The organism is Marinobacter sp. SBS5, from assembly GCF_048285575.1.
Lineage (GTDB): Bacteria > Pseudomonadota > Gammaproteobacteria > Pseudomonadales > Oleiphilaceae > Marinobacter.
In genome coordinates this window covers 838051-863652 of the sequence record NZ_JBLWAZ010000001.1, presented here as the reverse complement: position 1 = coordinate 863652, position 25602 = coordinate 838051, and the positions used below count along the sequence as shown (strand labels likewise).

At 55.1% G+C, this 25602-nt stretch carries 21 protein-coding genes; 13 read left to right on the top strand and 8 right to left on the bottom strand.

Going from position 1 to position 25602, the window contains the following annotated elements:
* Window positions 1-5 precede the first annotated feature (5 nt).
* Together ACNQ6O_RS04175 and ACNQ6O_RS04170 are read right to left on the bottom strand one after the other, a co-directional pair.
* Window positions 6-1070, bottom strand: coding sequence for a hypothetical protein (locus ACNQ6O_RS04175; RefSeq protein ID WP_418051980.1), 1065 nt, complete (start codon window positions 1068-1070; stop codon window positions 6-8).
* A gap of 294 nt (window positions 1071-1364) precedes the next feature.
* A complete protein-coding gene (locus ACNQ6O_RS04170; RefSeq protein WP_418051979.1) occupies window positions 1365-1985 on the bottom strand; it encodes a TetR/AcrR family transcriptional regulator in 621 nt (206 codons plus the stop codon).
* A 137-nt stretch (window positions 1986-2122) separates the two neighbouring features.
* Between ACNQ6O_RS04170 and ACNQ6O_RS04165 the strand changes: the two genes are divergently transcribed.
* From ACNQ6O_RS04165 to ACNQ6O_RS04135, 7 genes are all read left to right on the top strand, one after another.
* Window positions 2123-3919: an acyclic terpene utilization AtuA family protein gene (locus tag ACNQ6O_RS04165; protein ID WP_418051978.1), complete on the top strand. Its 1797-nt coding sequence runs from the start codon at window positions 2123-2125 to the stop codon at window positions 3917-3919.
* Between the two features lie 173 nt (window positions 3920-4092).
* Window positions 4093-4959 carry an SDR family oxidoreductase gene (locus tag ACNQ6O_RS04160; RefSeq protein ID WP_418051977.1) on the top strand — a complete coding sequence of 289 codons (867 nt, stop codon included), beginning with the start codon at window positions 4093-4095 and terminating at the stop codon, window positions 4957-4959.
* Window positions 4960-4969: 10 nt separating this feature from the next.
* Window positions 4970-6586, top strand: a complete 1617-nt coding sequence (locus tag ACNQ6O_RS04155) for an acyl-CoA carboxylase subunit beta (protein ID WP_418051976.1) — start codon at window positions 4970-4972, stop codon at window positions 6584-6586.
* Window positions 6587-6636: 50 nt separating this feature from the next.
* Window positions 6637-7797, top strand: a complete 1161-nt coding sequence (locus ACNQ6O_RS04150) for an acyl-CoA dehydrogenase family protein (RefSeq protein WP_418051975.1) — start codon at window positions 6637-6639, stop codon at window positions 7795-7797.
* Between the two features lie 62 nt (window positions 7798-7859).
* Window positions 7860-8675, top strand: a complete 816-nt coding sequence (locus ACNQ6O_RS04145; RefSeq protein ID WP_418051974.1) for an enoyl-CoA hydratase/isomerase family protein — start codon at window positions 7860-7862, stop codon at window positions 8673-8675.
* A 48-nt stretch (window positions 8676-8723) separates the two neighbouring features.
* The gene (locus ACNQ6O_RS04140) at window positions 8724-10673 is read left to right on the top strand and encodes an acetyl/propionyl/methylcrotonyl-CoA carboxylase subunit alpha (protein ID WP_418051973.1); all 1950 of its coding nucleotides are present in this window, start codon (window positions 8724-8726) and stop codon (window positions 10671-10673) included.
* A gap of 59 nt (window positions 10674-10732) precedes the next feature.
* Window positions 10733-12562, top strand: coding sequence for a long-chain-acyl-CoA synthetase (locus tag ACNQ6O_RS04135; protein WP_418051972.1), 1830 nt, complete (start codon window positions 10733-10735; stop codon window positions 12560-12562).
* Window positions 12563-12740: 178 nt separating this feature from the next.
* Here ACNQ6O_RS04135 and ACNQ6O_RS04130 read toward each other — a convergent pair whose 3' ends face one another.
* Window positions 12741-13721 (bottom strand): NADPH:quinone oxidoreductase family protein, encoded by a 981-nt coding sequence (locus tag ACNQ6O_RS04130; RefSeq protein WP_418051971.1) that lies wholly within the window; start codon window positions 13719-13721, stop codon window positions 12741-12743.
* 278 nt (window positions 13722-13999) lie between these two features.
* Between ACNQ6O_RS04130 and ACNQ6O_RS04125 the strand changes: the two genes are divergently transcribed.
* The 5 genes from ACNQ6O_RS04125 (at window position 14000) to ACNQ6O_RS04105 (ending at window position 18666) form a co-directional block, all read left to right on the top strand.
* Window positions 14000-14617: a trimeric intracellular cation channel family protein gene (locus tag ACNQ6O_RS04125; protein WP_418051970.1), complete on the top strand. Its 618-nt coding sequence runs from the start codon at window positions 14000-14002 to the stop codon at window positions 14615-14617.
* A gap of 137 nt (window positions 14618-14754) precedes the next feature.
* Window positions 14755-16053: an NCS2 family permease gene (locus tag ACNQ6O_RS04120; RefSeq protein WP_418051969.1), complete on the top strand. Its 1299-nt coding sequence runs from the start codon at window positions 14755-14757 to the stop codon at window positions 16051-16053.
* Between the two features lie 23 nt (window positions 16054-16076).
* Window positions 16077-16619, top strand: a complete 543-nt coding sequence (locus ACNQ6O_RS04115; protein ID WP_418051968.1) for an adenine phosphoribosyltransferase — start codon at window positions 16077-16079, stop codon at window positions 16617-16619.
* A gap of 21 nt (window positions 16620-16640) precedes the next feature.
* A complete protein-coding gene (locus ACNQ6O_RS04110; protein WP_418051967.1) occupies window positions 16641-17303 on the top strand; it encodes a fumarylacetoacetate hydrolase family protein in 663 nt (220 codons plus the stop codon).
* 58 nt (window positions 17304-17361) lie between these two features.
* Window positions 17362-18666, top strand: a complete 1305-nt coding sequence (locus tag ACNQ6O_RS04105) for an ABC1 kinase family protein (RefSeq protein ID WP_418051966.1) — start codon at window positions 17362-17364, stop codon at window positions 18664-18666.
* A 146-nt stretch (window positions 18667-18812) separates the two neighbouring features.
* Here ACNQ6O_RS04105 and ACNQ6O_RS04100 read toward each other — a convergent pair whose 3' ends face one another.
* Complete coding sequence (locus ACNQ6O_RS04100; RefSeq protein ID WP_418051965.1) at window positions 18813-19499, bottom strand: SIR2 family NAD-dependent protein deacylase; 687 nt, start codon at window positions 19497-19499, stop codon at window positions 18813-18815.
* Entirely contained in the window at window positions 19499-20902 is a 1404-nt protein-coding gene (locus ACNQ6O_RS04095) for an FAD-binding oxidoreductase (RefSeq protein WP_418052263.1), read from the bottom strand. The genes ACNQ6O_RS04100 and ACNQ6O_RS04095 overlap by 1 nt, the downstream gene beginning before the upstream one ends.
* A 189-nt stretch (window positions 20903-21091) precedes the next feature.
* Here ACNQ6O_RS04095 and serA point away from each other — a divergent pair, with 189 nt between their 5' ends.
* Window positions 21092-22321 carry a phosphoglycerate dehydrogenase gene (serA, locus tag ACNQ6O_RS04090; RefSeq protein WP_418051964.1) on the top strand — a complete coding sequence of 410 codons (1230 nt, stop codon included), beginning with the start codon at window positions 21092-21094 and terminating at the stop codon, window positions 22319-22321.
* Window positions 22322-22396: 75 nt separating this feature from the next.
* Here serA and ACNQ6O_RS04085 read toward each other — a convergent pair whose 3' ends face one another.
* From ACNQ6O_RS04085 to ACNQ6O_RS04075, 3 genes are all read right to left on the bottom strand, one after another.
* Window positions 22397-23698: a S8 family peptidase gene (locus ACNQ6O_RS04085; RefSeq protein WP_418051963.1), complete on the bottom strand. Its 1302-nt coding sequence runs from the start codon at window positions 23696-23698 to the stop codon at window positions 22397-22399.
* A gap of 197 nt (window positions 23699-23895) precedes the next feature.
* The gene (locus ACNQ6O_RS04080) at window positions 23896-24552 is read right to left on the bottom strand and encodes an OmpA family protein (protein ID WP_418051962.1); all 657 of its coding nucleotides are present in this window, start codon (window positions 24550-24552) and stop codon (window positions 23896-23898) included.
* A gap of 49 nt (window positions 24553-24601) precedes the next feature.
* Window positions 24602-25591 (bottom strand): alpha/beta hydrolase, encoded by a 990-nt coding sequence (locus ACNQ6O_RS04075; protein ID WP_418051961.1) that lies wholly within the window; start codon window positions 25589-25591, stop codon window positions 24602-24604.
* Window positions 25592-25602 lie beyond the last annotated feature (11 nt).

Genomic DNA, 25602 nt, shown 5'->3' with positions numbered 1-25602 from the left:
GCTCGTTAGAGCAGGCCATCCAAACTCATGGTTTCGATATTGCTTGTGTCACGTTCCGGACTCATTTTGCCGAAGAACCGTGTCGGTGTACGGTGACCGTAGTTCTTGGTCCAGTGCTTATCCGAAGAGAAGGTCACAACCGTGCGTGCAACTTCATCGAGAAGAACATAGTCCTCGAGAACTTCAAACCCTTCTTCAGCGGCAACAAAGCTTGCAATCGCATCAGCCAAAACATCCGGGCGACCAAATGTTTCTGCAGCAACAATCTGCAGCGCGTGGGATGTTCTGAAGCCTGTCTTCACACCTAGGTCAGCACTGTTCTGAAGCACCATCCAAGGGTCTGGAGACAACGCTGGGCGAGTATCCGGAAGCAGCAACCACACCAAAGCTCGAACCGCATTCGGCAAGCCGCCCCACTTTTCGTTATCGACACACTGTGCCGCACGCTCGGCTTGCGGCGCGATATTACGAGGAACACCAGCCATCGCGCCAGAGTTGGCATCATTCACGATAGCCTGCATACCTGTAAGGAGCCCGGCCAGGAACGTAATCTCGTCCTGATCTGTAAACAAAAACGGGCATTCCATCGGCTCTGCCGCCGGGTCGAAATCGTAAGCGGCCATGGCGCGACGGAAGGCTTCATAGCGGCGAGTCGCTGTCTGCGCGTACAAACGCTTTGAAACTTCACGGGCGTCTTTGGCGGCGGGCACGTTACTACTGTAATCGTGCCTTAAGTAATCCAGTTCCGCTTCCCAAGCTCTGTACTCCATGCAATTGCCAGCCAGCAGCATCAGCAAAGAGCCCGTGCTATCAGGCGCGTCCACAACCCGAGAGAAAGAGTACAGCAGCGGATCAATCCCTTCGCCTAATGAACACGCCATCTGCGTGTCGGTCATCTGCATGACGTAGGGGGTAGCCTCGGATTCAGAATAACCGGAAAGCACGACACCCGTCGTATGATAAATGGGGTTAACCGTACAGCCAGAAAGGACCAGTACCAAGCCTGCGGCAATCAGTTTAGGCATACGAGCCGAGAAACGGTACGCCTGGGTGAGCTTAGAGGAGATCATAATGCGACCTGTCTTTACTTTGTATGTTTGTTTTTTTTAAGTGACCATTGCTGCACGGACTAGCACGCAAACTCACAACGATCCGTGAACCAGATCACCGAAAACACGGAGACTTTCATTCACAGAACGAAGGATGAGGGGAAAGCAGGCAAACAGAAATGGCTTGTTTGCCGAAAGATAATGCCGATCAGGCCAATTACGTATACAAACTTAAAAATAGGACCTTTCTACTATAGAAAATCGTGCAGAAAACTGGCGTTTGCCGAGAGCGCCCGGCGCTTTAAGCACGAAATTTTATGCAGATTGATAACCCAGCATGGCCATAATCTGATCTGTCAGGCCATCCAGAGTTAAGCCGCCACGCTCAGGTCGATACCAGGTTACCGTCCAACTCAGAGCGCCCGTCAACATCCGGCGAACAATAAAGACATCCGCACTCAAGCTACCCTCGTCTTTTAGCTGGCCCAAGACCGACAACCACAATTCTTCGTAAACATCTCTTAGCGCCAACACTTCAGCCTGAGAATTCTCCGACAAACTCCTCCATTCATAAACCAGCACCGCCATGGCCTCTCCGGTTTGGCCGTTGATTGACTCGAGTTCGGCGCGAATCAGCGCCCTAAGCTTAGCCTCAGGAGTAGACTGCTGATCAACCGCCGCCCGCATCACTGCAGTGTTCAAGCGGATGGTTTCAACCATGACCGCCTTCAATATCTCCTCTTTCGTCCGGAAATGATGAAACAAGCTTCCCGACTGAATACCCACTGCAGCCGCCAGGTCTCGAACGGTCGTGCGTTCATAACCTTTATCCCGGAACAAAGTAGCGGCTTCCGCCAGTAGCCGCCCACGAGCGCTGGCAGGATCTGAAACCAACTTATCTTGAATAAGTGCCTGAAAAATATCGCCGTGCTTCACAAAAATACCCAACCGCGAAAGAGATTTAACTATTTTACCCGACTCCAGCCTATTTACAAACCAAGCGCTTGCTTGGTAATGTCCTGATCAGTGTTTGAACATCGTGATTAATAGCCACAAAGAACAGGGCCAAAAACATGTCAGAAGCCAACAAAACCATCCGCATCGGCTGCTCATCGGCGTTCTGGGGTGATACCGAAACCGCGGCCGCCCAATTGGTTCACAAAGGTAACATCGACTATTTGGTGGCCGATTACCTTGCTGAGGTCACCATGTCGATCATGGCCGGCCAGAAGATGAAAGACCCCAGCCAAGGCTACGCCCGGGATTTCGTGCAGACGGTCATGGGGCCGTTGCTTGGCGAGATCAAAGAAAAAGGTATTCGGGTACTGGCTAACGCGGGCGGCGTTAATCCCGTCGCTTGTCGAGATGCCCTTCAAGCTTTGTGTGAAAAAGCGGGTGTCGACCTGAAAATCGCTCTGGTTCTAGGTGACGACTTGATCACCAAGAAAAAGAAGCTGGCGGAAGACGGCATTACTGAAATGACCACCGGCCAGCCCTTCCCTGCCATGATGGTGAGCCTGAATGCTTATCTGGGCGCTCCCGGACTAGCCGCTGCACTTGACCAAGGCGCCGACATTGTCCTGACCGGACGCGTTGCCGACAGCGCGCTGGTTTTGGCGCCGCTAGTGCACGAATTCGGCTGGCAATGGAACGACTACGACAAGCTGGCCCAGGGCAGCCTTGCGGGACACCTGCTGGAATGCGGAGCTCAATCCACCGGCGGCAACTTCACCGATTGGGAAGCGGTGGCAGACGGATTCACCAACATGGGCTTTCCGATTGCGGAAGTCAGTGCCTCTGGCGACTTTGTGATGACCAAGCCCGACGACACGGGAGGCTTGATTAGCCGAGGTACCGTGGGTGAGCAGCTTGTGTATGAAATCGGCGACCCAAGAGCGTACCTGCTACCCGACGTCGCCTGTGATTTCACTGAGGTTACGCTGGACGAAATTAGCACCAACCGGGTTCGCGTGTCTGGCGCTAAAGGGATGCCTCCCAGCAGCAGCTATAAGGTTTCAGGCACCTGGCCGGATGGATTCAAGTGTACCGCAACCTTTTTGCTAGGCGGCATCGACGCTCCGGCTAAAGCACAGAAGGTCGCGGAAGCTATTCTGGCAAAAACGTCGGCTATGTTTAGCGATCAAGGTCTGCCGGACTATTCAGAAACCAATATCGAGTTACTCGGCACTGAAGCCACCTACGGCCCGCACGGGCGCCGCAGTGACTCTCGCGAAGTGGTCGTGAAAATTGCCGTGGCCCATCCGAAAAAAGAAGCTCTGGTGTTGTTCTCCCGCGAGATTGCGCAAGCAGCAACAGGAATGGCCCCAGGCCTTACGGGCATTGTGGGCGGTCGCCCTTCAGTCTTCCCTAAGATTCGCCTTTATTCCTGTTTGGTGCCGAAAACTGAGGTGGCGGTTTCAGTGGATATTGCCGGCAAGGCGGCGCCCGTCGATATCGCCTGCGATGGAGGTTTTGATCCTGCACAGCTAACACCTGAATCAGAAGCGAATACTGAGGTTTCAACAGATACGACGGTGCCGCTGATTCGCTTGGCGTGGGCGCGCTCAGGTGACAAGGGCGATCACAGCAATATTGGTGTGATCGCACGAGAGGCCGAATTTGTTCCGTACATTCAAGCAGCGCTAACGGAAGAGGCGGTCGCAGACTGGATGGCGCATACGCTTGATCCGGAATCGGGCAAGGTGACTCGCTGGGCTCTGCCCGGACTGAATGCTTTTAACTTCTTGCTAGAACACAGTTTGGGTGGTGGTGGGATCGCCAGCTTGCGGATTGACCCACAAGGTAAGGCGTTTGCGCAGCAGCTTCTGGAGTTTCCAGTGCCGGTGCCATCGCAACTTTTTGAGTCTTAATTCAGTGCAAGCACCCCGCCGAAGGAGGACTGTTCAAAAAACGCTCCTTCGGCACATCCATGTGGCGCTTGGGCTCCGCCATCCATGGCTCCGCACATTTTTGCACAGTCCTCCTTCGGCGAGGCGCCCAAACGTTCTACTTGGATTCATCAGGTTCAGACAGGAATTTGCTTATGAGTTATCAGTCCGTTTTACGGCCAGGGTTGTTTGAAGGACAAGTCTTTATCGTCACCGGTGGCGGCTCTGGCATTGGCCGTTGTACCGCTCACGAATTGGCTGCACTGGGCGCTCGGGTGGCGCTTGTCGGGCGAAAACAGGAAAAAGTCGACGCCGTTAAAGCAGAAATCGAAGAAGACGGCGGTATCGCCAGCGCTCATTCCTGCGACATCCGCGAAGAAGAGTCTGTACAAGCCACGATTAAGGCCATCATTGCCGAACATGGTCGCTTGGACGGGCTGGTGAACAACGCCGGCGGGCAGTTTGCCTCACCGCTGACCGGGATTAACCAGAAAGGCTGGGAGACCGTTGTTAGAACGAATCTGACCGGCGGTTTTTTGATGGCTCGGGAAGCTTACACCCAAGCGCTCAGCAAGAATGGTGGCGCTATTGTGAACATTGTCGCGGACATGTGGGGTGGCATGCCTGGCATGGGCCACTCCGGGGCTGCACGGGCAGGCATGGTGAATTTCACACAGACCGCCGCCGTGGAATGGGCTCCGTCTGGCGTTCGAGTGAATGCTGTTGCTCCTGGCTGGATTGCGTCGAGTGGTATGGATAACTACCCCGCTCACATGAAGTCGTGGATTCGGAGTCTGGCCGACGCGGTTCCCATTAAGCGGATGGGCACGGAATCGGAGGTCAGTTCAGCCATTTGTTTTCTGCTGAGTGAAGGCGCGGCGTTTATCAGTGGAGATTGCTGGCGCATTGATGGTGGCGCTTCCCAGGGCGGCCGGGTTTGGCCGATGCCGAAGGCCAAAAATAACAATGCTTATAACGGCTTCCACCGGGCCGTCACTCCCAAAGTTCTATCGGACGACTGAGGATCACTACATGCAGGTAATCGAATCCACCATCGCGCCCCAGTCCAGCGAGTTTCAGGCGAACACTGAGGCCATGGAAGCCCATATCAGAACGTTTCGCGATGTAGAGCAAAAGGTTTTGGATCTAGCGGAAGCTGCTCGGGAAAAGTTCACCAAACGCGGCAAGCTGCTTCCTCGCGACCGCATCAACCGTTTGCTGGATCGCGGCAGCGAGTTTTTGGAGCTTTGCTCGCTCGCTGGCTATCAGATGCACGATGACAAAGACGGCTCTATGGCCGGCGGCGGTATTATTGCCGGTATTGGCCGGGTGGCTGGCATTCGGTGTTTGGTAGTCGCCAGCAACAGTGCGATCAAGGGCGGCACCATAACGCCTGCAGGGCTGGATAAGACGTTGCGCCTGCACCAAATCGCCAAGGAAAACAAACTCCCCATCGTGTCCCTGTCCGAGTCTGGCGGCGCCAACCTGAACTACGCAACGGATATTTTCGTGCCGGGTGCCCGGGGCTTTGCCAACCAAGCACGGCTGTCCGCGGCGGGTATTCCGCAGGTCACCGTTGTTCACGGTAACGCGACTGCGGGTGGCGCTTACCAGCCCGGTTTGTCGGATTACGTCATCACGGTTCGTGATAAAGCGAAGATGTTCCTTGCCGGCCCTCCACTGCTGAAAGCCGCGACGGGCGAAATCGCGAACGACGAGGAACTCGGCGGTGCCGAAATGCACGCCACCGTCGCAGGAACAGCCGAATATCTTGCGGAAGACGATGCCGATGGCATTCGCCAAGCGAGGGAAATTCTGGGTGCCCTGCCCTGGAATGAACACCTCCCCGTGCAGCGGGATGTCAGCTGGGATGAGCCGCTATATCCAGCCGAAGAGCTTTTAGGCGTTATCCCGGCGGATGCCAAAAAGCCGTATGACGTGCGCGAGATCATCGCACGCATTGCTGACGGCTCCCGTTTTCTGGACTTCAAGAACGAGTACGACAACCAGACAGTCTGCGGCACTATTCGCATTGAAGGCCACAGCGTAGGCGTGATCGGCAATAACGGCCCCATCACCACAGCTGGCGCCACCAAGGCAGCACAATTCATCCAGTTGTGTGACCAGGCTGGTACGCCCCTCGTATTCCTGCACAACACCACTGGCTTCATGGTGGGCACCCACTCTGAGCAGAACGGCATCATCAAACACGGATCCAAAATGCTTCAGGCCGTCGCCAACTGCCGTGTCCCCAAAATTGCCGTTGTGGTGGGTGGCTCCTACGGCGCCGGCAACTACGCCATGTGCGGCCGAGGCCTGGACCCCAGATTCATCTTCGCTTGGCCCAACAGCCGCACTGCCGTAATGGGCCCTGCCCAAGCCGGCAAGGTGCTGCGCATTGTGGCAGAAGAAAAACAGCGCAAGAGCGGTATAGAGCCAGACGAGAAAACGCTGGCCTTCCTGGAACAGGCAACCGCTAAAAAACTGGAAGACGGTTCTACCGCACTGTTCGGTACCGCCAGATTGTGGGACGACGGTTTGATAGATCCCCGAGACACCCGACGCATTCTAGCTACAACGCTGTCGGTCTGTCGCGAAGCAGAACAGCGAGAGCTACGCCCCAACTCTTATGGCGTTGCACGTTTCTAATACAAAGCCCAAGCACCGGCTACCTTTTTGAGTGAGACAGGAGAACAACAATGCACTTTACCCCTGAACATGAAGCTCTAAGAAAAACCGTAAGAGACTTCGTTGAGAAAGAACTCAACCCGCACATCGATGAGTGGGAAGAAGCAGGCGAATTCCCTATCCATGAAGTCTTCAAAAAATTGGGCAACCTGGGACTTCTCGGCATCCATAAGCCAGAAGAGTACGGCGGCATGGGGCTGGATTACAGCTACAACCTAGTTGCAGCTGAAGAACTGGGCATGACGAAATGCGGCGGCGTTCCCCTGGCCATTGGCGTACAAACCGACATGTGCACCCCGGCCATTTCTCGCTTTGGCTCTGACGAGCTCAAGCGCGACTACCTGGCGCCAGCCATCGCGGGTGACATGGTTGGCTCCATCGGCGTCAGTGAAGTCGGCGCCGGCTCAGACGTAGCAGGGCTGAAAACCAGCGCCAAGAAAGACGGTGATGACTACGTCATTAACGGCTCAAAGATGTGGATCACCAACTCCCCTAAAGCCGACTTTATCTGCTTGCTGGCAAACACCAGCGACGACAAACCACACAAAAACAAGACATTGATTGTGGTTCCCATGAACACCCCGGGCATCACCCTTAGCCCACACCTGAACAAGCTGGGCATGCGCTCATCAGAAACGGCACAGGTATTCTTCGATGACGTTCGCGTACCACAGCGCAACCGCATCGGTGCAGAAGGCACTGGGTTCATGTGTCAGATGATCCAGTTCCAAGAAGAGCGCATGTGGGGCGCGGCCAACATGCTCAAAGCATTAGAAAACTGCATCGATCAGACCATCGAATACTGCCGCGAGCGCAAAACCTTTGGCCAGCCACTGATCAACAACCAGTACATTCACTTCCGCTTGGCAGAACTGCAAACCGAAGTGGAAGCCCTACGAGCACTAACATACAAAGCTTGCGAACTGCACATCGCCGGCAAAGATGTCACTCAGCTGGCGTCCATGGCTAAGCTGAAAGGCGGCCGTTTGGGCCGCGAAGTAACAGACGCGTGCCTGCAGTACTGGGGCGGTAACGGCTACATGTGGGAAAACCCCCTCGCCCGCGCTTACCGTGACGTTCGCTTGGCCTCCATCGGCGGCGGTGCAGACGAAATCATGCTGGGCATTATTTGCAAGACAATGAACATCTTGCCGGGCAAGCAAAAGGGCTAAGGCGTCTAGAAGGCGGAAGGCCATGGGGCGGGTGTCCCCATACATTTTTCGTGGAGTCTGTTATGGAACTGGAATTACCAACGTGCGAAACGCTCGCACTCGAACAGAATGGCCCAGCGTTATTGGTCACCATCAACCGCCCGGAAGTTCGAAACGCAATGAGCCTGAAAATGGTCGCCGAACTGTCCGCCATTTTCACCCAGGTTGAAAACGACGACACCATCAGAGCCGTCGTCATCCGCGGCGCCGGCGGGCATTTCTGTGCCGGTGGCGACATCAAAGACATGGCGGGTGCTAAAAATCAGGAAGGCGAAGGGCGCGACAACCCGTTCTACAAACTGAACAGAGCCTTCGGCGAGATGATTCAGCAAGTCAACGAATCCTCAAAAATCGTCATTGCCATCACCGAAGGTGCGGTCATGGGTGGCGGCTTCGGACTGGCTTGCGTCTCCGACCTTGCCATCGCCGGCCCGACCGCAAAATTCGGCATGCCAGAAACCACACTGGGCATCATCCCCGCCCAGATTGCACCCTTCGTGGTGGCCCGTACAGGCCTAACCCAAGCCCGCAGACTAGCCCTACTCGGCCTGCGAGTGGATGCCAAAGAAGCGCAATCCTTGGGCATCGTGCACCAAGTCGCCGAGAACGACGAGCAGATCGACACTCTACTGGCTGCAGCTCTGGATCGCGCTCGCCTTTGCGCCCCGCATGCCACATCCCAAACCAAGGCTCTTTTGCACAGAGTCGGCAACGAAAACATGGGCGAACTGCTGGATGACGCGGCCGAGATGTTTTCCGCCGCCGTTCGTGGCCCCGAAGGGGCCGAGGGCACCATGGCATTTGTGCAGAAACGCGAGCCGAAGTGGGCCAATAATTAGAACCACCTACACCTACGCGGACGAGCTCCAAGGTAAGAGAACATTCAAATGCTAAAAAAACTACTCATCGCAAACCGTGGCGAAATCGCCTGCAGAGTCATACAAACAGCCAAAGCGCTGGGATACCGGACCGTCGCCGTCTACTCAGAAGCCGACGCCAACGCCCTGCACGTTGAACAAGCCGATGAAGCCGTCTGCATCGGCCCGGCCCAAGTATCCGCGTCTTACCTGAACGCAGATGCCATACTCGACGCCGCCAAGAAAACCGGGGCCGACTGCATCCACCCCGGCTACGGCTTCCTGTCCGAAAACGCCGGCTTCGCAAAAGCCATCAAACAAGCTGGCCTGACCTTCGTTGGCCCACCCGAAAACGCCATCGAACTGATGGGCAGCAAACGCCGCTCCAAAATCGCCATGCAAGAAGCTGGCGTACCTGTGGTCCCCGGCTTTGAAGGCAACAACGCCAGCGATGCAGAACTTATCGCAGCGGTGAAAGACATCGGCTACCCGCTCATGCTTAAAGCCTCCGCAGGTGGCGGTGGACGCGGCATGCGACTGGTCGAAAACGAAAGCAATCTTGCCGACAGCATCAAACGAGCTCGCTCCGAAGCCAAGCAAGCCTTCGGTGACGATGAGATGATCATCGAAAAAGCCGTGATCGAACCTCGCCACGTCGAAATCCAAGTCTTCGCCGACCGCCACGGCAACGCGGTCTACCTCGGTGAACGTGACTGCTCCGTTCAACGCCGACACCAGAAAGTCGTCGAAGAAGCCCCCTCCCCCTTCGTAACGCCCGAACTTCGCCAAGCCATGGGCGAAGCTGCCGTTAAAGCAGCTCTGGCGTGCGGCTACGAAGGCGCGGGCACCGTCGAATTTCTGGTCGATAAAGATCGTAACTTTTACTTCCTGGAAATGAACACCCGCCTGCAAGTAGAACACCCGGTCACCGAACTGATCACCGGCCAAGACCTCGTCGCCTGGCAGCTAATGGTCGCCGAAGGCCAAACTCTGCCGCTGGCACAGGATGAAATCCAGCTTAACGGCCACGCCATCGAAGTTCGCCTTTACGCAGAAGATCCCGCGACCGACTTCACACCGCAAACCGGCACACTACATGCATTCACACCAGCAGAAGGCGAAGGCTTACGTTTCGATACCGGAGTTCGCTCAGGCGATGTGGTCAGCCCTCACTACGACCCCATGCTGGCCAAAGTCATTGCCTGGGGCCAAAACAGGGATGAAGCGCGTCGTCGACTGATTCGTGCCTTGGAAGACACCACGGTATTCGGCGTGACCACTAACCGTCACTTCCTGAGCCGCATCATCGCAGATGAAACCTTCGGTGCGGGCGAAGCAACGACCGCCTTTCTCCAACAGTCGTTTAAAGACGATCCATCCCTTACTCCGCAAGCGCTCAGCATTCGCGAACTGGCTCTTAGTGCCTGCGCGCTTAGCCTTGGCAATTCAGGCCAAGATGGCTGGAGTAACGCCCCGGCAACGGTTATGCCTATGAGCCTAGAAGTACAGGAACAGGCCGTCGAACTGCTCGTCCGCAAATCGGACGAGAAGCTCATCGTTTCCCATGACGATGCACACTGCGAGCTGCAGATTCACAGCCAAAAGCCAGGCACGTTGTGCATTATCGACAACGGCGTTCGTCACCGGTGCCAATACTACTGCCATGGCGATTCCCTATATTTGCAAGCCTTTGGTCGCTCTTGGTCCGTTATTGACCGAACCCATCAGCCCGCGGCTGGCGCCCAAGGGGCTGGCAGTGGCCGCATACAAGCCGCAATGGATGGTGCCATCATTGACGTTCTCGTCGCTGAAGGCGAGGCCGTTACCCAAGGCCAGACTCTGGTCGTACTGGAAGCGATGAAAATGGAACACCCCGTCAAAGCCGACCGGGATGGTGTCGTGGCGGGACTGCATACAAATGCAGGAGATCAGGTAAAACGCAGCCAACTGCTGGTTGAGTTAGCCTCTGAAGAAGCATAACTAACAACATAATTCGCGAGCACCACGTATGCTCTCGTGACGAAGGGAATGGAACAAAAATGAGTCAAGATATAATCTCCACCCGCGACTTAATGCGTAGCCTTCCACCCGTGCTCGGTCGTTTTCCTTCTATTGCACGAGGGCTTTACTACTACCTCGCCAAAGACAACGAAAAAGACCTGAACCTGAGTAAGTTGATCGATCGCAACGCTCGGAAATATCCAAACCGACCAGCAATACTTTGTGAAGATCTCACGGTCACCTGGCAAGAGTTTGATGCCTGGAGCAACCGGGTCGCGCATTATCTGAAAGATCAGGGACTGGTGAAAGGCGACTCCATTGCCGTCTTACTGGAAAACCGCCCGGAATTGCTCGCGGTTGTCGCCGGCGCAGCAAAAATCGGCGTTGCTTGTGCCATGCTGAACACCTCTCAGAAAGGCAAGGTGCTGATCCACAGCATTAACCTGATCGAACCGAAAATGTTCGTAGTCGGTGAAGAGCTGCTTGAGCAGGCGGAAGGGGTACGCTCCGACATCAAGTTGGATCACGCCAACCCCATGCTGTATCTGGCAGATGCCAACACCCAGAACGTATTCGGCGAAGCGCCTGAGGGCTACACAAACATGGCCATTGAGGTCAGCCGGTTCCCTTCAACCACGCCCGAGTTAACCGTTCCGGTGCTGATGGGTGATACCGCCGTTTATCTGTACACCTCAGGCACAACCGGACTGCCCAAGGCTGCACCCGGATCTCACCGTAAGTTTGTACGCGCCTACGGTGGCTTCGGCATGCTGTCGCTGAACATGAAACCGGAAGACGTGCTCTACTGCACGCTCCCGCTCTACCATGGCACCGCCCTGCTGGTTTGCTGGGGGTCTGTACTGGCCGGTGGTTCTGCCATCGCATTGCGCAGAAAGTTCTCCGCTCGAGCTTTCTGGGATGACGTTCGTAGATATCAGGCCACCACCTTCGGTTATGTCGGTGAACTTTGCCGCTACCTTCTGAACCAGCCCGCCAGTGCGCAAGACCGCAACCACCCTTTGACCAAGATGATCGGCAACGGTTTGCGCCCGTCCATCTGGAAAGAATTCAAAGAACGGTTCGGCATTGAAACTGTGGCAGAGCTTTACGCGTCTTCCGAAGGCAACATCGGGTTCTCGAATTTTTTCAACATGGACAACACCGTGGGCTTTTCGACGGCCCCTTACCGCTTGGTAAAATTCCACGATGGCACCCGCGACCCAATTCGTAATGAGAAGGGCTTCCTGGAGGAAGTCGAGAAAGGAGAGCCCGGCTTGCTGCTAGGCGAGATCACCAAGAAGTGGGCGTTTGAGGGTTACACCCAAAAAGAAGCCACAGAAAAGTCGATCCTGCGGGATGGCTTCAAGAAAGGTGATTCCTGGTTCAACACTGGCGATGTGTTGCGGGAAATCGGCTTCCGCCACTTGCAGTTTGTGGACCGTATGGGCGACACCTTCCGTTGGAAGGGCGAGAACGTGTCCACCAACGAGGTTGAAAACATCATCGACGGCTCCGGCATGGTCGAAGAAGCGATCGTTTACGGTGTCGAAATCCCTCACACCAACGGTAAGGCCGGCATGGTAACGTTGGTTCCACAAAAGGCCAACGGTGACTTTGATGCCGACAAGTTGCTAGCTTACCTGCAAGAGAACTTGCCAGCTTATGCTGTTCCGGTGTTCATTCGGGTGACACAGGCCATCGAGAAAACGGGTACTTTCAAGTACCGGAAGGTGGATATCCAAAAACTGGGCTACTCCTTGGAGCGTCCGGAGGATGAAGTTTACGCTTGGCTTCCGAAAACATCCGCCTATACCAAGGTAACTCCGGAGCTGATTGCTGATATTGAAGCGGGTGGCGTTCGCTTCTGACCTGCACGGGCCTGGGTCGATCTCTTCGGCCCTAGCCTGCTTGTTTTGGCGTTAGCCGGGTTGGCTTGGGCTTCCAAAAAACCGCTACGAGCACATCCATGTGCTCGTAGCGGTTTTTGGGAGGGGCCACCCGCTCGCGCCTACCTCCCAACGTCCAGGCTAGGTGCCGAAACTTAGATCAGACACCCACGTTCAGAACAATCTTCCCGGTAGCCCGGCGCCCCGATAACGCACCCAATGCCTCGGCGTACTGCTCGAACTCAAATACCTCACTGACCTTCGGATCGATTTTGCCTTCGGCATAAAGCTTCAAAAGCTCCATCATATTCTGAGCACTGGCCTCTGGCTCACGCTGGGTGAAACTGCCCCAGAACACGCCTACCACCGAACAACCCTTCAGTAACGTCAGGTTCGCCGGAACTTTCGGAATATCACCCGCAGCAAAACCGATGATCAAGTGACGACCGTTCCAAGCCATCGAACGCAATGCCTGCTCTGTGAAATCACCACCAACCGGGTCGTAGACCACATCTACACCCTTACCTTTGGTCAGCTTCTTAACCGCATCCTTCAGCGACTCTTCGGAATAATTAATCAACTCATCCGCGCCGGCGGCTTTGGCGACAGCCAACTTTTCGGCAGTACTGGCAGCAGCAATAACTTTTGCGCCCATCGCCTTGCCAAGTTCCACAGTCGCCAGACCTACACCACCACTAGCGCCCAACACCAACAAAGTCTCACCAGGCTGAATATTCGCGCGCTGCTTTAACGCGTAATAAGACGTGCCATACACCATCATGAAGCCGGCTGCTTGCTCGTAAGGCATACCTTCAGGCAACGGCAAAAGGTTGGATTCCGGCGCTACCACTTCTTCAGCGAATGCGCCCCAACCAGTTAGCGCCGCTACACGATCGCCCGGCTTAAAGCGGGTTACTTTATCGCCCACCTCGATCACCTCACCCGCAAGTTCTCCGCCGGGCGAAAAAGGCATAGGCGGCTGTAGCTGATACTTGCCCTCAATAATCAAAGTGTCTGGGAAGTTCAGGCCAGCAGCCTTTACTCGAATCTTTACTCCACGACCTTTGGCCTCCGGGCTGGGCACGTCTTCGATAACCAGATTTTCAGCCGGGCCGTATTCTTTGCACAGAATTGCTTTCATGATCTCTCCAAGGCAGTCGGGTGCTCAAAAATTTCTGCACACCCAATTATCAGCAGGTTGACGCTTATTATTGACCAAACTCAAGCTAAACAGAGTTGTCCCATGAAGCAAATCAAGTTCGCTTATCTAGCTCGATAAACCCAGCTAATATAGCAATTGACCGCCCCCAGCCTGTCATATCACGCCATTTTGGATGAATTTAGCGGCAATTTCGGCTATTCTTCGCGCTGCCCGTTCTGAACACATCTAAACCGAACCTTTTCAGCCCAGAGCTCACCATGTTTGACATCATCTACGCGCTTGAAATGATTGGCATCGTGGCTTTTGCCATTTCCGGAATGATCGTTGCGCGGTCAAAAAACATGGACCCTGTCGGGGTGTTTGCTATCGGATTCATCACCGCGCTGGGTGGCGGTACGCTGCGGGATTTGATGATGGATAACCATCCCCTGTACTGGATCAAGCATCAGGAGCAGCCCATTCTGATTCTGGGCATGGCCATTGTTTTCAGTTACTGGAGCCGTGCCCACAGCCTGAAAGAGTCTCGAATTGTTTTTCCGGATGCTATCGGCCTGGGCATTTTCTCCATTCTTGGCGCTCAGCTGGCACTGGACTTGGGGCACTCGTGGTTTATCGCATCCATGCTCGGAGTAATGACCGGGACTTTCGGAGGCGCGCTGCGCGATACACTATGCAATGAAGTGCCCTTTATATTCCGGAAAGACCAGATATATGCCTCCATATCATTCGCCGGCTGCTGGCTGTATTTCGTTTGCCAATGGCTTCTGGAAAGTGAAACAACGGCACTGACCATTGGCCTACTGTTCATTGTTCTAGTAAGAATGCTGGCCGTGCGTTTTGATATTCGCCTGCAGCGTGATCAAGCTCAAAACTGAGCATGAAATCATCACTTGGCGCAGAGCCGTCTAGCCGGTAACATTGCTTTTTTTTCACACAGATCGCTTTTTTTTCCGCATTTAATCAGTTTTTTCACACCTTCAACCCTAGGCACCCCGAGAGGCAGACCCACGTCATGCTTGAACGACTGTTCCAACTCAAAGCCCACGGCACCAACGTCCGTAAAGAAGTCATCGCAGGTATCACCACATTCCTGACCATGGCTTACATTATTGTGGTCAACCCCAGCATGCTTTCGGCAACCGGCATGGACTTCGGTGCCGTATTTGTTGCGACGTGTCTTGCGGCGGTCATCGGCACCCTGATCATGGGCCTATGGGCCAACTACCCCATCGCCTTGGCACCCGGCATGGGCCTCAACGCCTTTTTCGCCTTCACCGTTGTCGGCAGCATGGGTTACAGCTGGCAGGTTGCGCTGGGTGCCGTATTCATCTCCGGTTTCCTGTTCTTTATGCTGAGTATTTTCAAGGTTCGGGAATGGATCATTAACAGCATTCCGCTGTCCTTGCGCTTTGGTATCTCCGCCGGTATCGGTTTCTTTTTGGCTCTGATCGCGCTGAAAAACGCCGGCATCGTGGTTGATCACCCCGCTACGCTAGTCAGCATGGGTGATGTCACCGCAGCAGAAAGCCTGCTGTTCTTTGGTGGTTTCATTCTGATTTGTGCGTTGGCCTTCCGTCAGGTTACCGGTGCCGTGATGATCGGTATTATCGCCGTGACTGTCGTCGCTTTGATGCTCGGCATGGTGGAGTACAACGGTTTCGTGTCAGCACCACCCAGTCTGGCCCCTACGTTCATGCAGCTCGATCTGGCCGGCGCTCTGAACATTGGCATGATCAGCGTGATTTTTGCCTTCCTGTTTGTGGATCTGTTCGACACCTCTGGCACCTTGGTTGGCGCCGCTCAACGTGGTGGCCTGTTGGATAAAGATGGCAAACTACCTCGCCTGGGCCGTGCCCTGATGTCGGATTCTGTCGCCACCATGTCTGGCGCTGCACTCGGCACCTCGACCACCACCAGTTACGTTGAGTCCACCGCGGGTATTGCTGCGGGTGGCCGTACCGGTTTGACTGCGGTTGTTGTGGCTGGTCTGTTCCTGGCTTGCCTGTTGTTCTCTCCCATCGCCAGCATCATCCCCGCTTATGCAACAGCGCCGGCTCTGCTTTATGTTGCCTGCCTGATGGCCAGTGGTCTGAAACTGATCGACTGGGACGACATCACCGATACCGCGCCTGCCATCGTGACTGCCTTGATGATGCCTCTGACTTTCTCCATTGCTCACGGTATCGCACTGGGCTTCATCACTTACGTAGCAGTTAAAGCCCTGGCTGGTAAGTGGTCCGACCTGAACTGGAGCGTAGCCGTCATCGCGATCGTTTTCGTCTTGAAATTTATTTTCCTGGATGTGGCATAAGCCGCATCCAGAACAGGTGAGTTATGGATTATTTTTCCCAGAGCATTAAGCAGGCCATTCGTACCGTTCCGAACTGGCCGAAAGAAGGCGTGTCGTTCCGTGACATCACCACGGTTCTGCAAGACAAAACCGCCTTCCGTAAACTGATCGATGCCTTCGTGCACCGTTACCACGGCCAGCACATTGATGCCGTCGCCGCAGTAGACGCACGAGGATTCATCATCGGTTCGGCATTAGCTTACGAGCTGAACGCCTCTCTCGTGCTGGTGCGTAAGAAAGGCAAGCTGCCGTTCGACACCATGGTCGAAGACTACGAACTCGAATACGGCACCGCATCCGTAGAACTGCACAAAGATGCCTTCCATGCTGGCGACAAAGTTGTGCTGGTAGACGACCTGATCGCCACCGGCGGCACCATGCTGGCGGCCAGCCGCCTGATCCGCCGCATCGGCGCCGAGATCGTGGAAGTGGCCGCGATGATTGACCTGCCAGACCTCGGCGGCTCAACCAAGCTGCAGGAAGAAGGCTTGCGGGTTTATACTGTGTGTTCGTTCGAAGGAGAATAATCACTCAGTCAGGAGGCGACCATGCCCGGTTATCAACACCTTTGGAAAGACGGCACACCTGTCCATTTACCACTCGGTAAAATCGTGTGCATTGGTCGCAACTACGCCGAACACGCGCGGGAGCTCAACAACCCGGTACCCAGTGAACCGCTGCTGTTTATCAAGCCCTCGACAGCAGCGACTCACATTACCCGCCCGCTCGAATTACCCCGCAATCAGGGGCAAGTGCACTTTGAAACCGAGCTTGCCGTACTGATTGGCCGACCGCTAACAAACGCCTCCGCCAGCGAAGCAGAACTGGCTATCCTCGGCTACGGCTTGGCTCTGGACCTGACCCTTCGAGACCTGCAAACAGAACTCAAAGAGAAAGGCCATCCATGGGAGCGCGCCAAAGCGTTTGACGGCGCCTGCCCGCTATCTCCTTTTGTACCGGCCGACAAGCTCCCCAGAGGCAACATTCACTTCACCCTCGATATCAATGGTCGCAGGCAACAGACCGGCGATACCCGTGATATGCTCAATACCATCGTGCCGCTCATTGCACACATGAGCAGCCAATTCTCTCTGCTCCCGGGCGATGTCGTATTGACCGGCACACCCAAGGGCGTTGGCCCTCTGGAATCAGGGCAAACGCTGTCATTGGAGCTGGAGGATGTACTGTTTGTGGAAACCAAAGTCCTCTGATCGGCTGTTGCCAAAGGCCTTCGGTTAAACTTCTGCGTTAGGGAAATCGCACGTCACTATGGCTAAGAAACCCGTCACCTCACGTTCAGGCCGTTTTCTCAAGCTGGCCGGCATGACCGCTTCCGTAGCCAGTGAATACGCCGGGCAGAAAGCTCGCGGCCTGTTTCGCACCGTCGACGATGAAGGTGCCAAAAGCGAAAGCTACACCCGCATGGCCAGCCAGATTGCCGACACGCTCGGAGAAATGAAAGGCGCCGTCATGAAGGTAGGCCAGATAGCCTCCCAGACTCAGGACTTCCTTCCTAAAGAGTTTTCCGAAGCACTTGAAAAGCTGCAAAAAGAAGCGCCGCCCATGCCTTTCGAGGTTATTCTGGAGCAGGTGGAGTCGGAACTTGGCAAACCGGTCAGCGAGCTCTTCGAATACCTTCAGGAAACCCCTTACGCCTCAGCGTCCATCGGCCAAGTCCACCGCGCTCGAATGCACGACGGCACAGACGTCATCGTAAAGGTTCAGTACCCGGGGGTCGATGAATCCTGCGATTCCGACCTGAAGCAACTGCGCATGGCGTTAAAACTTGGCGGCCTGCTCAAGATGCCGAAAGAAACGGTAGACCTGCTGTTCGGAGAAATTCGGGAACGCCTGAAGGAAGAGCTGGACTACGAGAACGAGGCGCAAAATCTCAAGATTTTCGGCGAATTCCACAAAGACCAGCCCTGGGTCATTATCCCGACGGTTATCGATAGCCATTCCACGCGCCGGGTTTTAACGCTGGAATTGGTCGAAGGCGATCACATCAGCAAGGTCACGCCTGAGCGCTACAGCCAGGAAACCTTGAACCTCATCGGCCACCGAATCTTCACTATCATGGCTGATCAGTTGTTCCGTTTCCAATGCATCCACGGTGATCCACACGCTGGCAACTTTGCCTACCGGCCGGACGGCACCATCGTCATGTACGATTTTGGCTGCGTGAAGAAACTGAAACCGGAAATTGTGGAGGCTTACCGGAAAGCTCTTATCTCAGCACTCGAGGAAGACTATTCCAGTCTCGATCAACACCTGATCGATTTAGGCGCTCGCGTAGGTAGCCAGCCGGCCATCGACGAAGCCTACTACGCCATGTGGCGGGATATTTTGATCGTGCCTTTCGTGGATGACGAACCTTATGACTTTGCTGAAGCCGATATCCACAAGCAGGTCGCAGCGAAAACCAGCACGGTCTTTAAATACCTGGATTCGTTTAAACCACCGGTCGAAAGCATTTTTATAGATAGAATGATTGCCGGGCACTACTGGATGTTGAAGCGACTAGGTGTGCAGGCTGCGTTCAAGAGCGAACTGGAGAAATACCTGCAAGCTTGAGGCGTATGTAATCAGGTGCAAGCCCTGTCGGGGGGCGCTTTCCAAAAACCGCTCCTTCGGCACGTCCATGTGACGCTTCTGCTCCGCCATCCATGGCTGCGCACATTTTTGGAAAGCGCCCCCCGACAGGGCCCAAGCTCTTCAGTCTATCCGCTACAACCTAACGCATTCACCCACTCAGCCAAGCCTTCACTGGCGCCTTTTCGAATTACCCGCGCCCGAGAAACCGAGGCGGGCTCGCCGGGGTCGATGACCGTGATCGGCACGTCAAAGTCCACTTCGTGAACCAATCCGGCTGCCGGGTACACCTGCAAAGAGGTGCCGACAATCAACAACCGGTCAGCGGTTCGCACCAATTCAGCGGCGGCTTCCAGCATCGGCACTTCCTCGCCGAACCAGACAATGTGCGGGCGTAATTGAGCGCCGCGGCCGCAGGTGTCACCCGGCTGGATATCGCGGTAGCCGATGTCATAGACCAGCTCAGGGTCAACCGTGCTTCGCGCCTTGGTCAGCTCACCGTGCAAATGCACCACATTGGTTGAACCGCCCCGCTCGTGGAGATTATCAATGTTCTGGGTAACGATAGTGACCCGGTATCGGCTTTCGAGTTCTGCCAGCAAACGGTGGGCCGGGTTGGGCTCAACTGTCTGAAGTTGCCGGCGCCGTTCGTTATAGAACCGGAGCACCAAGTCCCGATTCCGTTCGAAGGCTTCCGGCGTGGCTACGTCGTACACACTGTGCTTTTCCCATAGACCGTCGTTATCCCGGAACGTGGAAAGACCGCTTTCGGCGCTGATACCAGCGCCGGTGAGTACAACGATATGCTCTTTCATTAATCGAAAATCTTTCCTGGATTCATAATACCGTTCGGATCAAACGCCAGCTTAATCCCCTTCAGGTAAGCGATTTCTGCTTCACTGCGAGTGTAGTGCAAATAAGGCTTCTTGGTCATGCCGACGCCGTGTTCCGCAGACACACTGCCCTGATAGCGTTCAACAATCTCAAACACCCACTTGTTCACCTGCTGACACTTCTCGAAGAAGTCTTCCTTCGCCATGTCTTCGGGCTTGAGAATGTTCAGGTGCAGGTTGCCGTCGCCGATGTGACCGAACCAGATGATTTCGAAGTCCGGGTAATGCTCGGTCACTACGCTGTCGATTTCCTGCAGGAATCCTGGCACCTTGGAAACCACAACAGAAATGTCGTTCTTGTAGGGGATGCGCGGGGCGATGGACTCGGAAATCCGCTCACGTAGCTGCCACAAGCCGTTGGCTTGAGTTTCGCTCTGGCTGATGACGCCATCCAGAACCCAGCCCTTCTCCACGCACTCTTCAAACAGCGTCATGGCGTCGTCCATCACCTGATCGGACACGGCCTCGAATTCCAGAAGTGCATAGTAAGGCGCTTCGGTTTCAAACGGAGCCTGAACCTGGCCGTGGGCCAAAACGTGTTGCATGGCTTGGTGGGAGAAGAATTCGTAAGCGGTCAGATCCAGTTTGCTCTGGAACGACTGCAGCACATCCATGGTGTTGACCAGATCGTTAAGGCCCAGCACCAGCACCGTCAGGTTGTCCGGCTTACGGGTCAGTTTCATGGTCGCTTCGGTGATGAAGCCCAAGGTGCCTTCTGCGCCGATAAACAAATGGCGCAAATCGTAGCCGGTGTTGTTCTTGGCCAGATCCTTGTTCAGGTCCAGGATATCGCCCTTACCGGTCACTACCTTCAGGCCAGCCACCCAGTCACGGCTCATGCCGTAACGGATCACTTTGATGCCACCTGCGTTAGTGGACAGGTTTCCACCCAGCTGGCTGGAACCAGCAGAAGCGAAGTCCACGGGGTAATACAAGCCGTTGTCTTCCGCGAAGTTTTGCAGTTGCTCGGTCACCACCCCGGCCTGGCAGCGCACAGTTCGATCGCTGGCGTTGAAATCCAGCACCTGATTCATGTTATCGAAGGCCACAACGATTTCACCGTTGGCAGCCACTGCGCCGGCGCTCAAGCCCGTACGCCCGCCCGACGGCACCAAACCGATTTTGTTTTCGTTGGCAAACCGCACCACTGCCTGCACTTGCTCTGTGGTCTTCGGCAATACAATGGCCAACGGCTTGGGCGGATAGATCTTGGTCCAGTCCTTACCGTAGGTGTCCAGATCGGAAGGGTCAGTCAATACTTTGCCCGGGTTCTCACCGGTGGTAACCAGTTTTTCAAGGGCGGCAATGATCTGTTCGGAACTCATGAGCGTGTCGGTCTCGTCAGGTTTGGGCTCTGGTTTGATCAAAATCAACACAAAAAGAATTGATCCAGGCAAACCGGCGCACTGTGAAAATCGATCTTTATGGTATCATACCGCCCCTGTTCTGTGAGCTAGGCTGACGATCCCTGGCCGCAGGTCATTTCACGTGACGAAAGGTTCGGAAGCACGCCCATGTCAAATACGTCTCTCGAAAAGAGCAAAATCCGGATCCTGCTGCTGGAAGGCGTCCATCAATCTGCCATTGATACCCTGAACGCTGCGGGCTACACCAATATTGAGTACCTGACCCATTCACTCGGTGAAGAAGAGCTGATCGAGAAGATTGCCGATGCCCATTTCGTTGGCATCCGCTCTCGCACCCAGTTGACCGAGAAAGTATTTGAAGCTGCCAAAAAGCTGGTCGCTGTGGGCTGTTTCTGCATCGGCACCAACCAGGTTAACCTGCAGGCCGCAACCCGTCGCGGTATCGCAGTGTTCAACGCGCCTTTCTCCAACACTCGCTCTGTAGCAGAACTGGTGCTGGCTCAGGCTATCCTGTTGTTGCGCGGCGTACCCGAGAAGAGCGCCAAAGCGCACCGCGGTGAGTGGCTGAAGTCTGCCAAAGACAGCTACGAAATCCGTGGCAAGAAACTGGGCATCATTGGTTACGGCAACATCGGTACTCAGTTCAGTGTTCTGGCCGAAGGTCTGGGCATGGACGTGTACTTCTACGACGTGGTTTCCAAGCTGCCGATCGGTAACGCCACTCAGGTAGGCTCCCTGAAGGAACTGCTGAACATCGCCGACGTCGTTTCCCTGCACGTACCGGAAACACCTTCTACCAAGTACATGTTCAAAGCAGAACAGCTGGCACAAATGAAGCCAGGCTCCATTCTGATGAACGCCTCCCGCGGCACCGTGGTCGACATCGACGCTCTGGCCGACACCCTGCGTTCCGGCAAGTTGTTGGGTGCTGCCATCGACGTGTTCCCGGTTGAGCCGAAGTCCAACGACGAAGAGTTTGTTTCTCCGCTGCGCGAATTCGACAACGTGATCCTGACCCCGCACGTGGGCGGCTCCACCATCGAAGCGCAGGAAAACATCGGTCGCGAAGTGGCTGAAAAGCTTGCCATGTACAGCGACAACGGTACTTCCGTTTCTTCCGTGAACTTCCCGGAAGTGGCGCTGCCCTCGCACCCGGACCAGCACCGCTTGCTGCACATTCACGAGAACGTGCCGGGCGTTATGTCCGAGATCAACCAGGTGTTCTCCGAGAACAACATCAACATCTGTGGCCAGTACCTGCAAACCAAAGAAGATATTGGTTACGTGGTTGTTGATGTCGATAAAGCCTACGGCGAGCTTGCACTTGAGAAGCTGCGTCAGGTGAAGGGCACAATTCGTACCCGCGTACTGTTCTGATTGAAGCCATAACGGCGCATTCAGGACACAAAAAAACCGGAACATTGTTCCGGTTTTTTTGTGTCTGTTTAACGGTTACTGTGGTGCGCGCAACAGCAAGTTCGGTGAACCGGCTTTGATACCATTCAGCACGTTACCCGTACCCAGATTAATCACGGCATCTGCAACCTGGGCTGGTGTGAGTCCCGGCCGCTCAGACAAGATCAAAGCCGAAACACCCGCCACATGCGGTGATGCCATAGACGTACCACTGATGGTATTCGTCTGATCATCGCCCTCGTGCCACGCAGCCGTGATATTCGATCCCGGTGCGAAAATGTCCAGACACTGGCCGTGGTTGGAGAAGGAGGAACGCTGGTCGTCACGAGTAGTACTACCCACCGTGATCGCAGGCTCCACCCGGTTCGGAGAACCGCCGCAGGCATCGGCATCGTCATTGCCCGCAGCAACAACAAAGGTTACACCCTCTTCGATAGCGCCACGAACCGCGCTATCCAGCGCTTCGGAAGCACCGCCACCCAAAGACATATTCGCAACCGCCGGAGCTTGGTGATTAGCAGCCACCCAGTCAACACCGGCAATCACATCGGCGTTACTGCCGGAGCCGGAGCAATCCAGAACTCGCACGGCAGCGATCGAAGCCTGCTTGGCCACACCGTATGTTGAACCCACTGACGTGCTGGCTACGTGGGTGCCGTGGCCGTTACAGTCGGTGGTGTCTGTCGCATCGGTCGAACCACCCAGGTTAAGAAGCGGCCCAACCAAAGGCAGCGCACCCAATCCTAGAAAACCGGCATCGTTAACCGCAAAGTTACGACCTTCAATCACTCGGCCAGCAAATTCCTGATGGGTATCACGAAGCCCGGTATCAATCACATATACGCTGACACCAGCACCCGCGGAGGCCGGGTAACGATACTGCTCATCCAGCGGAAGAACCGTCTGATCGATGCGGTCCAGTCCCCAGGTAGCACCGGGCTGAGTTGCCGAGTTCGCCGCGACGACACGATCCTGCTCAACCTTCAGAACACCCGGCAAAGAAGACAGCAAACCTGCCTGTTGCTCGGTTAGCGCCAAAGCGGCCCCTGTCAGTGCCGTCTGATAAACATGCAGCACTTCACCGCCACCCACAGCAAACAGCAACGACTGAATACCCGCGGTCAAATCTCCAAGACCTAATAGTTCAGGAAGTGCCGGGGCGAGCGTCACAATGTATCGACCGGGAATCGCATCCCCCGCTTGCAGAGTAACTGTCTGGTTTGAAGTGTTTGCCGAACTGCTCAGGCCAAGCGTATCAAACAATCCAGCCTGAGCTGGAGCTGCGGATAGAAGGCAAACGCTCAAACTGGCAGCGGTGATCAGTGCGTGCTTTTTCATAGGGTACTGCTCTCTTGTTGTAGTTAACCGAGCATGAGAACTTGCCATAATGTGCCCCTGCTCCCACTATCCATTCAGGCCAACCACCAATCTGCTTCCCTATAAAACCAAAAAAGCTTCGCAACCCGAAGGTGGCGAAGCTTTTTGAAGCCCCCGGTATAGCCGGGCGCCAAAGCTCTATTGAGAGCCTGTCGAGCTTACTGCATTGGCACCAGCGTTAGCTCTACACGACGGTTCTGCTCACGGCCAGCCGCTGTCTCGTTTGACGCAACAGGAGCCCGTTCACCGTAACCAGTAGCGCGAGTACGTCCTGGCGCAATGCCTTGATTCATCAAGAAGTCACGTACAGAAGAAGCGCGACGCTCACTCAAGAGCTGGTTGTAGCTGTCACGACCAGTGCTGTCGGTATGGCCATCGATCTGGATGATGGTCTTGTCGAATTCCTTCAAAACAAGCGCAACAGACTCCAGCGTGCCGGTAAAGCCGGGCCGGATGCTGGACTGGTCCGTGTTAAAGGTGATGTTACCCGGCATAACCAACTCGATCTGGTCGCCGTTACGCACAACACGCACCCCGGTGCCTTCCAGCTTATGACGCAACTGCGCTTCCTGGCGGTCCATGTAGTAACCAATACCGCCACCCACAGCAGCACCGCCTGCGGCACCAATCAATGCGCCCTTGCCGCGATCGCTTTTGCTGGACGTAGCCGCACCAATAGCTGCGCCGCCCAAGGCACCAATGATGCTACCTTTGGTCGCGCTCGAGGTTTTCTCTTCCCCGGTATACGGATCGTAGGTCATACAGCCACTCAGGCCCACGGTAGCAACTGCAAAGGCAAGAATCGTTTTCTTCATCACAAACTCCTGATGCTATTAGTTTTTTAGCTGGTCATTCCTGACCGCATTACTGCGAGAATGTATCAATAATGGTATTAAATACCGTCGCCTGCAAATCCTTGGCCTCATTGACCAAGTGATGGCGCCCATCTGGAATAGTGCGTTCGTTGACCGACGAAAACTTGTTTCGAATGATCCGCAGATTGTGCTGCCAGTCGACAGTCAGGTCTTTTTCGCCCTGTACAACCGTTACCGGGAAGTCCACCGGTCGCGCCGATTCAATGTGCGGCACCCACTTGCGCAAAGCCGTTACCCAATCCACATGCACGGCACGAGCCTGCAAAGGATCATGCTCCCGAAGAAACTTCAGGAACCGGGTATTGCTACTATTCTGACCAAAGGCTCTGCGCCAGCGACTCAGGAACGGGCGCGCGACACTGTGCAGCACCTTGGCACCCAGCCAGCCCATAGGCCGCACCAGTGGCGCCAACAACACCACCTTTCGGAAAGCCGATGTTTCCTGGTTATGGTGGTTAGACAACAGATAGTCGATAAGAATCGCACCACCTGTGCTTTGTCCAACCGCATACCACGGCCCCCGAATTTTATCGTCCACCTGCGTCATAACGGCCGTTAAAACCGCCTGGTACTCCAGGAAGCTACCGATCGCTGCCGGCGTGCCACTGGACAGCCCATGACCAGGCTGGTCATACGCAAGGACATCAAAGCCAGCCCCCAGACACCGGTCAATAAGCTGGGTATACAACCCAACGTGATCAAAATAGCCGTGCAATATAAACACGGTACCTTTGGACTCAACCGCATCCGGCAATCGGAAATAATGCACCATGACCTCATGATGCTGAGCCTTGATGTAGCCTTGGTGATAGGTCACCTCTGGGTGTTCCACCCACAAGTCCAAACCGTAAAACCGACAATAGGCTTCCATCTCGGAACTCAGTTCCCGAGGCTTCTGCGGGTTGAACGGCTCCAGCCGTTCAAGCAACGAGTGCCTGTCCCAGTTCGGTATTTCTATGGTATCTGTTTTCCAGTACACGTAGAGTTAAA